Here is an 8,108-nt window from a genome sequence, read left to right on the forward strand (position 1 = left end):
CAACAGATCGAACCCTCATCTAGGCAGTGATTAGCTTTTCCGGCATTTGATCATATAAAACGGATAATTTTCATTCACCTCAGAAATCTCAAACAATCCCGATGCACCAAATTCCTCCTCTACAGTCTCTTCATTGTAGAAGAACATTTTCACTCCTCCGAACATTTCAAACCGGTCCTTGCCTATGCGGGTCCCCTGGCCATAGGTCTGTGCTTCTCGCGTGATGACCGTAAACACCATCACACCATGGTCTGAGAGTTGGTCATAGCAATCCCGGATTAGTTTGAGCCTTTCATGCTGATCCAATAGGTGAATTAATGCGTAACAAAAAATTCCATCATACAAGTGGTCATCGAAAGGCATATCTGTGACCGAACCATGAAAGATTATCAGGTCATTCCCGAAGTGGCTTTTAGCCATATCAATCGCGGTTTGGGAAATTTCAATCCCTGTCACAGACATGCCATTCTGCATGAAAATTTTGGCATTTCTTCCGTATCCAATCCCTGGAATGAGTACACTTTTCACACCCTGTTCCACAAAGAAATCATTGGTCAAAATGCTGGATTTAGCTGGCTCCAAACCCCACATCTCGCGCTTGTCTTTAAAGGACTCTTCCCAAAACTCAGCCATTTACCTTCAGATTAAACACAAACTTTGTCCTTTAGAACTTCACAGTTAAATCCTAATTGTGCGAGTGTGGTGGTCACTTCGACCGGGTGTAGGAGATCACCTGCTCCCCTCAAAATGGTATGCCCACAAGGGTAAGGCTTGGTTGTTTCATTCAGGTCCACATGAAATCTCCATTGGGGAAAATGATTATTCAGGTGCCCAATAACCTGCTCCGATTGTTTGCTGGTTTGGATGTCGGTAATAAAGACGTGTATCATATGCTGCCTGGGTAACGATGAGGTAGCAATTTTGCGTATTTGCAACAATATTGCAAGTAATAACAGCAATTTTAGCGCAAACCCTTCAACTCAGAGGTATTGTTGCAAATGCTTTTTAAAGTAATCAGCACTGTCAGCTACACTTTTCATGGGGCTGTGCGCGTAGTTTCCTCCCTGCTCCAGGAAATAGAACTCCAGTCCGGATTCGACAGGGTCCGGAAGGATCTCCACATAGTCGATGGCACCATTGCCGAGCTCTGTGTAATCCCTGGTCACTTTATCCATGTCCTTGATATGCCACATGACATACCGCCCCGGCTGCTGACTCACTAACTCCTTGGGCGTGTAAGGCGAAGAGTGCATGACCCAATACATATCCATCTGCAGTTTCACCAGTGAAGGATCGGTTTCCTTCAAAATGACATCAAAGCCATTTTCGCCATTGTGGTCGATGAATTCAAAACCATGATTGTGATAGGCAAAGCCAAGGCCTCCGCTGGTTACCTGCTCCCCTATCACATTGAGTTTTTCAGACATCAGCTTGTAATTATCCAGGGTTCGCTCTGGTGCTATCCAGGGCCAGGTGATGTATTTCATGTCCAGGGCGCGAGCACCTTCTATACACTGATCAACAAATCGCCTTAAGTCATCTTCGGGCTGATGGAGGTAGGTAGAAAACCCATAATGCCCACTGGAGGCTGTGATCTCCAGGTCATCCAGTATTTTTTTGAACTCAGAGGATTGGTATCCATAAAAAGTGCCTTTTTCACTATCAAACCCAAACGTCTCAAAATCTTCATAACCCATGGCCTTTGCCGCTTTCAAAGTGCCAAGGGTATCGCTGGTCATGTCTTTGTGGACGGTGTAGAGCTGGAGCCCCATCTTGTATTGAGGGCCCTTATGGCTGGAAAAAGTCGAGATGGGTAAAAACGCCGCCGCCCCAAGAAGGGCTGTTTTCTCTATAAAATCTCTTCTATTCATCATTTCAAGGTTTGAAAGTGGTGATCATTCGGTTAATCATTCAACAGAGCTATTACTTGCCTGTCTTGCGATCATCAACCATTGGTTATTTTGATACATCCAAATATCCGTAAACCGTCTCTTTTCTACAGTTCCGGTCGGGCCGGTTAAACCTGTGGGCATGACCGTTTCCAGCCCCATTACGATTCCGATGTTTTCGATGATCTTAATTTCGTCAATTTTCTGCTCGTAAGATGTGTAGTCAATGTATCCCAGCTTTAAGGCTTCCATCGCCATGTTTAAGTCCACCACGTTGTTGCTCGGTGCATTGACCACCAGGTCCTTAGCCAGTATTTTCTTAAGCGTGGATGAATCTTTCTCCAGAATTCCGTGAACGTGGAGTTGCTCCATTAGTCTGATCTCGTCTGCTGCTGACGTATTCTCCGTGTTATTTTCACAACTGCCACCAGCTAGTAAAAGCCATGCTAAAATTCCGAACTGGGCACGCCTGGTTAGTTTCATAGGGCTGAGATTAATCATTGGCTTGACGGATTTGGAATGCTTCCACTAGTATTTCACACCCACCTGCCACTGGCTTAATCGCTGTAAAATAGTGAAATGTGCTGCACCCGGCAAGGGAGTGGGCTCAAAGTATCCAAGTGGCAGTTCGCTCAGAAGATCAATAACTCCTGTGAACTGAAATTGGCAAAAGGTGAAGTGAAGCGGTCGAGTTGCTGATCAGTTTTAGAAAGCACTTAGACATATGGCGGATGAGCGTTTGTTACTTACGTTTTTACGTACCTGGTTGTGACGTCATTTTCTTTAATTCAGATTTGAAATTGATATTGAATTCAAGGTTGTCCATTCTGTCTCCCTGTGAAATATTTTGTGATAGTTGGAAAGCAAACTGATTAAGGGCTTCCACTTTAATGTTAAGCTCCCTGAGTTCCTTTATTTTGAATCCTAGGTTGTAAAGACTAACTCCCTTTTTAGATACTCTTGCTTTAATGCCAAGAATATATGGTTCATTTGGTTCTGGATCATTATTAGTTAGACCAATTATCCAGGAGGCGTGAATTAACATGTTCCTTACTTGAATTAAATCGACAAACACGTTTGATATTTGGTTGATTTTTTCCTTTTCTTCCTTATTGCTTAAAAAATGCAAAGACGTAGATTGAAATATTCTCAGTATGGGTTCGGATGTTAATTTCGAGGTAATACAATCAATATATGTTTCATCTTTAAGGCCATTCGATATTAATATCGTTGCGATGCAATCCTTTAGTGAATGGGTTATTTGTTCGAAATGAACATTGAATTTCCCTAGTTCTTTGAAAACTTTATCTCTATTGAGTGAATATTCATCTAGTTCTGATGCCATTTAACTGCAAGTAAGGTCCAAATATCATCCGTAAGCTGGACTATTCAAATATCCAGAAAAGTATCTCATCGCACCAGCCTTTACAAATGGCTCAGTAAGCTTATGGATGATAGTCTCTGTTAGACACATTTCATCCATGATTCATTTTTAGAATTACAAAGGCTTTAGATAAGGGGTTGGAAAAGCGAAATTTCACACCTCCATCGATAGAAATTTTTTCTAGGATTGCACCTCGTTCGGTCTGGCAAAGTTTCCCAAGATTATATGATATGTTCACTTTTGATTTGTCCTTGCCCGAAATATCTGCAAATCTGTTTGTTATCTCTTTTATTGTGAAGCAGTTATATTCATCTGTTTTGGAAGTTGCACAAGCGAAAAGAACTTGTTCCCATTGTGATTCTGCAGATGACGAAAAAGTAGCTTTTCTAAAGGCATCTTTTATTTGTTCTTGAACATTCTCAATAGCCAAGGCAATAGCCTTTTTTAGATATGACCGATTAAACGATAGCTTATCGTCTTCGATCACTGCTTTACAACCGTATTTGCAGAGTAGATGTGTATAATGAGGAAAGCCACTACTAAATTCTAGGATTTTCTTTCTAACATCTTTGACAATTTCTAGCTCCAAAACGTTGATTCCATTGTCAATGATTCCTCCTAACTCATCAGGAGTCATTCTTGGCATTCGTATTTGCTTCAAGCATCTTTCAAGAGATTGGTGGTTTCCAAGTAGATTAACAACATTATCAGAAATACCAATAATGATAATTGTGATGTTATCACAATTATCAGATAAAGATTTTATGAGGTCTGCAAACTGCTCACGAACTCTATTCTTATTTATGTTATCAAATTCGTCAAAAACAAAAAGAATACGATTGTTTAATACGGGCATTAACATCGATTCAATATTTGCAGGAAGAACATCCTCAATATCTAAAATCCTTGACGCAAGAGATGTGTAACTTGTTTGCTCTTCAGACGTGAATCCTATTCCGGTTGTAGTCGTTGCTAGCGGAATTTTTTGAAAAGCCCTATGCCATAGCGACTTAAAATCATCATCTCTAGAGCAAGTTACCTTTACTGGAAAAACATTGGTGAGCTGAGTGGCCATAATGTTTCCAAGGCTCGTTTTCCCTACTCCTCTTTCACCGTACAAAATGGCATGTTGCCCTTGTTCATTAATTGCATCACAAACATTATCCAACTGGTGGATTCTCCCAAAAAACAAGTCTTGATTTTTTATTGGAGACATTGGAGAAAAGACTGATCTCAGTTTTATTAGTTTTTCTTCTTTCGTCATCAACTATTTTATTAAGCGGTAATTGTGTCTAACAACCGACCAACAACCACCAATGGCCATTACTCGCCTGTAACGCTACCAAATGTAGCAGATTTCCAATCTCAAACAAACCATTGTTAGCCATGCGGGCATACACCCATCAGGAAGATGATTATCTCACCCTCCATGTTTGCTTATTGAAGTCAACTGCAACAAGGGCAGAGCGCCTTTTAACGCCTGTTCATTTCAAAGTAGTCATTCAACTCATCCATACTAGTAAATTGTGAGTCTTTGGACACCAACGAGTTAGCAAAATCAAGTAGTTCATTGGCGAGCATATCCTGCCCAAGTTCAAAATTTACATAATCGCCATTCATTTTGTCAATTGATACCCCTCTAATTGATTTGTCAAGATTTTTTCGTAACACCTTATTAAAATCCCCATTTAATAAAGGGCCAAAAAAATACTTCTTACCGTAATAAAGTTGATTCGCCCTGAAAACGGGCCCGATTCCCTCCAAACTAAAAGTTAAAGTAGCATGTTCTCTATCCCTACTATTTATTTCTACATGGAATTTATCAACATGCTTATTATCTGATTTACCAAAAACAAATGAAAGCGAAACGTCTGAGAGTGCAATCATAGTTGTTACTCCATCTGCCTTATAAAATTTTGAAATGAACCAAAGCTCTTCAAGTTCTTCATTACCATAATATCCTACCCAATATTCATCAGTGAGTTTAGCTAAAGTTGGACTCCCATTTATAGCGTAATTCCAGATATTATAAATTGCAATAAGTGCAATGATGAAAATAGTTGGTTTGAGATAACTCCAAATCTTTCTCATAGGCTCACGATTATTGGCGAGAACAAGGATATCAAACCCATGCTTGACATCCGCCCTGACCAAATGTAGTAGATTTCCAACCTCAAACAAACCATTGTTAGCCATGCGAGGTTCAGAAAGACCAAAACCCCACCCACTCCGCTAAAAGACGAACAGAAAGCCATAGTTAAACTGTAATTCCATATCATCATATTTAATCAGCGGGTTGTCGAGGTATTTCTTTATTGGCTTATTGATCTGGGTATAGACGGCCACATGCTCGAAGTTAATCCTTGTCCCTATTTGCAAATAGGCGGTTTGGTATTGCGTGATATTTGTCAGATAAAAGCCTTCCAATTCAATATCTACATCCTGTATGTTGAATCGCTCCACACTCAATTTTAAATCGAAGTACGTTCTTGCCCCAATGCCGGAGAAATGAAACTTGCCAGCTACCCTGCCTTCCAAATTATTGACCGTAAACAAGCTCGAATGAGCGGTTTTGAAAAGCAACTGGTTATGACCGTACTTTAATTCAACATAAGGCACGAAAATGTCCCTGACAGGTGAACGATCATAGATCCAATACCTCTTAGGATAGAGTTTACTTATTACCCATTTGTGCATGTAATATTTTTGACCTGCAGCACCTATCGTGAGTTTATTGCCCTGGATGTAGTACAGCCCCCCGGCACCGGAAAAGAAAAATGACTGGTCTCCGAATTTATTGTTGTCAATGGCTATTTGTAGACTGTTTAATTCGGTGAACAGTATATCTCTGGGCTCGGCCGTCTCTATATTTAAGGCAGAGTACTCTGTGCTTTCAAGGATAATCCTGAAATTATATAGGGTGTGTTTTTTTAGCAGGTGGGCTGACAGGTGCAATGAGTGTGTTTCGCCAAGATCATCTCCGGTGTGAAGCCAATTCGAAATTTCTCCGGCATTGTCATTCTTAACTCTTACTTCGAAGTGATTGTCTGTGATCTGTCCGAGTGCCTCTGAAATAATCAATAAGCACAGCATGAGTGAAATACCAAATGGTCTGATTTTTTGCATTCTGTACTCAAATATTATGTCACATTCAGCCAAAATGTGTTTTCCCGAGTTTGACAAGATTCGATAAAACTAATGAATGCGCTGCGCCCGGCAAGGGAGTGGGCTCAAAGTATCCAAGGTGGCAGTGCGTTCAGAAGATAAAAGCTATGAATTGAGCCTAGAAAGCAGAGAGATTTCCTCAGCGGCTGATTCACCTGTAACGCTACCAAATCCAGCCAATTTTAAATCCCAAATAAAGCATTCTTGGCTATAGGGGTGCCCTCAAGCCGGGCAGGCTGTTACTTTTCCTTGATGAAAAGTAACCAAAAATCTTGACAGAATGATCACTTCCGACCCTATCCGATCATGATCGGGGCCCTCGCACGCCCGGAATTCTGTCGGGCCGTCCCGCCTGGCAGTTGAGGTTTGGGTTGAAATGACCGATCATGTTTTAGGTTTTGGAAGGGTTGTGCAAGAGTACGTTTATTGGGCTGTCGTCACTTTTTCTATTGTTTCGAATTCTTCCGTTTTAGTTCCAATTGCCTCTTCTATGTCATAGTCGTCTTGAAGACCTAACCAGAATTTAGGAGTTGTTCCAAAATACTTGCTTAACCGTAGAGCTGTATCTGCCGTTACTCTTCGATTCTTTTTAAGAATTTCGCTTACTCGTGTTTGTGGAATATGTAAATCTTTAGATAATCGATAAGCAGAAATCGCCATCGGCTTTAAAAATTCTTCTAATAAAACCTCTCCGGGATGTACGTTCGGTAGCTTCTCCATACGCTTTAAAATTTTTCAGTGATAATCAATAATTTCAACTTCATTAACATTCCCATCTTCCCAAATGAAAATAATTCGCCATTGATCGTTAATTCGGATGCTATAAAAGCTTTTAAAGTTCCCACTTAGCTTTTCAAGTCGGTTAGATGGAGGAATTCTTAAGTCTGCAATGCTTTGAGAGTTGTTGAGCATTCTCAATTTTCTTCGCCCAGCAGTTTGTATTTCAATAGGCCACTTTCTTACACGTTCTCCATTCCAAACTTTTTCAGTTTCTTTGGATCCAAATGATAAAATCATACCAACGTTTAGCGTTACTAACGTTAAAGGTAAGTAAAAAGTTAGTGCTTAAGAAATCTATTTCGAGGAGTACAGATGCAGACCAACAACCCCCTGGCTGTCACCCGTTCTCTACCAAATCTTAGCAGATTTTCTATCCTGATCAAACCATTGCCGGCTATAGGGGTGCCCTCAAGCCGGGCAGGCTGTTACTTTTCCTTGATGAAAAGTAACCAAAAATCATGACAGAATGATCACTTCCGACCCTGCCCGATCATGATCGGGGCCCTCGCACGCCCGGAATTCTGTCGGGCCGTCCCGCCTGGGAGTTGAGGTTTGGGTTGAAAAAGAAGAGGAGGAGCACTCCCAATAGCTATCGGGAGACATATGCCCGATCAGCGTCTGAAGAGCTGCGTTCCACAAATCAAATGCCAGAAAACAAAAATGTCTAGAAGCTCAAATGTTTCAGAATGGGTAGTGAAGCGGGCGATTCTCGATGTTCGTTCAGCAAGCACTTTGACACATGGCGGATGAGCGATTTCTACGCCTTATGCAAGTTGGCCCTTATAATTTTCTTCATATTTCTGATTTTTTCTAACGCAAGCAAAGACGCGATGGATAATTTTATTTCTAACTGCATTTATGACTGCCATTTTATTCTTTCCTTCATCAAC

9 protein-coding genes and 1 pseudogene are annotated in these 8,108 nt (G+C 40.9%); all 10 read right to left on the reverse strand.

Going from position 1 to position 8,108, the window contains the following annotated elements; genetic code table 11:
* Positions 1–30 precede the first annotated feature (30 nt).
* Entirely contained in the window at positions 31–633 is a 603-nt protein-coding gene (locus ACHKAR_RS00185) for a class I SAM-dependent methyltransferase (RefSeq protein ID WP_395415679.1), read from the reverse strand.
* Positions 634–980: 347 nt separating this feature from the next.
* Positions 981–1,874 carry a sugar phosphate isomerase/epimerase family protein gene (locus tag ACHKAR_RS00190; RefSeq protein WP_395415680.1) on the reverse strand — a complete coding sequence of 298 codons (894 nt, stop codon included), beginning with the start codon at positions 1,872–1,874 and terminating at the stop codon, positions 981–983.
* A 33-nt stretch (positions 1,875–1,907) separates the two neighbouring features.
* A complete protein-coding gene (locus tag ACHKAR_RS00195; protein ID WP_395415681.1) occupies positions 1,908–2,372 on the reverse strand; it encodes a nuclear transport factor 2 family protein in 465 nt (154 codons plus the stop codon).
* Positions 2,373–2,643: 271 nt separating this feature from the next.
* Positions 2,644–3,234, reverse strand: coding sequence for a hypothetical protein (locus tag ACHKAR_RS00200; protein WP_395415682.1), 591 nt, complete (start codon positions 3,232–3,234; stop codon positions 2,644–2,646).
* A 130-nt stretch (positions 3,235–3,364) separates the two neighbouring features.
* Positions 3,365–4,537, reverse strand: coding sequence for an ATP-binding protein (locus tag ACHKAR_RS00205; RefSeq protein ID WP_395415683.1), 1,173 nt, complete (start codon positions 4,535–4,537; stop codon positions 3,365–3,367).
* Between the two features lie 209 nt (positions 4,538–4,746).
* Complete coding sequence (locus ACHKAR_RS00210; protein WP_395415684.1) at positions 4,747–5,469, reverse strand: hypothetical protein; 723 nt, start codon at positions 5,467–5,469, stop codon at positions 4,747–4,749.
* 36 nt (positions 5,470–5,505) lie between these two features.
* Positions 5,506–6,399, reverse strand: coding sequence for a hypothetical protein (locus ACHKAR_RS00215; RefSeq protein ID WP_395415685.1), 894 nt, complete (start codon positions 6,397–6,399; stop codon positions 5,506–5,508).
* 462 nt (positions 6,400–6,861) lie between these two features.
* Positions 6,862–7,158 (reverse strand): HigA family addiction module antitoxin, encoded by a 297-nt coding sequence (locus tag ACHKAR_RS00220; RefSeq protein WP_395415686.1) that lies wholly within the window; start codon positions 7,156–7,158, stop codon positions 6,862–6,864.
* A 15-nt stretch (positions 7,159–7,173) separates the two neighbouring features.
* A complete protein-coding gene (locus ACHKAR_RS00225) occupies positions 7,174–7,455 on the reverse strand; it encodes a type II toxin-antitoxin system RelE/ParE family toxin (RefSeq protein WP_395415687.1) in 282 nt (93 codons plus the stop codon).
* Positions 7,456–7,982: 527 nt separating this feature from the next.
* Positions 7,983–8,108 (reverse strand): annotated as a pseudogene (locus ACHKAR_RS00230) (IS110 family transposase); the annotation flags it as partial.

This window comes from Marinoscillum luteum (genome assembly GCF_044005705.1).
GTDB lineage: Bacteria > Bacteroidota > Bacteroidia > Cytophagales > Cyclobacteriaceae > Marinoscillum > Marinoscillum luteum.

What these genes read in the sequence shown, in the direction of transcription:
- ACHKAR_RS00185 (WP_395415679.1), bottom strand. Translation starts at nt 633, where the DNA reads ATGGCTGAGTTTTGGGAAGAGTCCTTTAAAGACAAGCGCGAGATGTGG.
- ACHKAR_RS00190 (WP_395415680.1), bottom strand. Translation starts at nt 1,874, where the DNA reads ATGATGAATAGAAGAGATTTTATAGAGAAAACAGCCCTTCTTGGGGCG.
- ACHKAR_RS00195 (WP_395415681.1), bottom strand. Translation starts at nt 2,372, where the DNA reads ATGAAACTAACCAGGCGTGCCCAGTTCGGAATTTTAGCATGGCTTTTA.
- ACHKAR_RS00200 (WP_395415682.1), bottom strand. Translation starts at nt 3,234, where the DNA reads ATGGCATCAGAACTAGATGAATATTCACTCAATAGAGATAAAGTTTTC.
- ACHKAR_RS00205 (WP_395415683.1), bottom strand. Translation starts at nt 4,537, where the DNA reads ATGACGAAAGAAGAAAAACTAATAAAACTGAGATCAGTCTTTTCTCCA.
- ACHKAR_RS00210 (WP_395415684.1), bottom strand. Translation starts at nt 5,469, where the DNA reads ATGGCTAACAATGGTTTGTTTGAGGTTGGAAATCTACTACATTTGGTC.
- ACHKAR_RS00215 (WP_395415685.1), bottom strand. Translation starts at nt 6,399, where the DNA reads ATGCAAAAAATCAGACCATTTGGTATTTCACTCATGCTGTGCTTATTG.
- ACHKAR_RS00220 (WP_395415686.1), bottom strand. Translation starts at nt 7,158, where the DNA reads ATGGAGAAGCTACCGAACGTACATCCCGGAGAGGTTTTATTAGAAGAA.
- ACHKAR_RS00225 (WP_395415687.1), bottom strand. Translation starts at nt 7,455, where the DNA reads ATGATTTTATCATTTGGATCCAAAGAAACTGAAAAAGTTTGGAATGGA.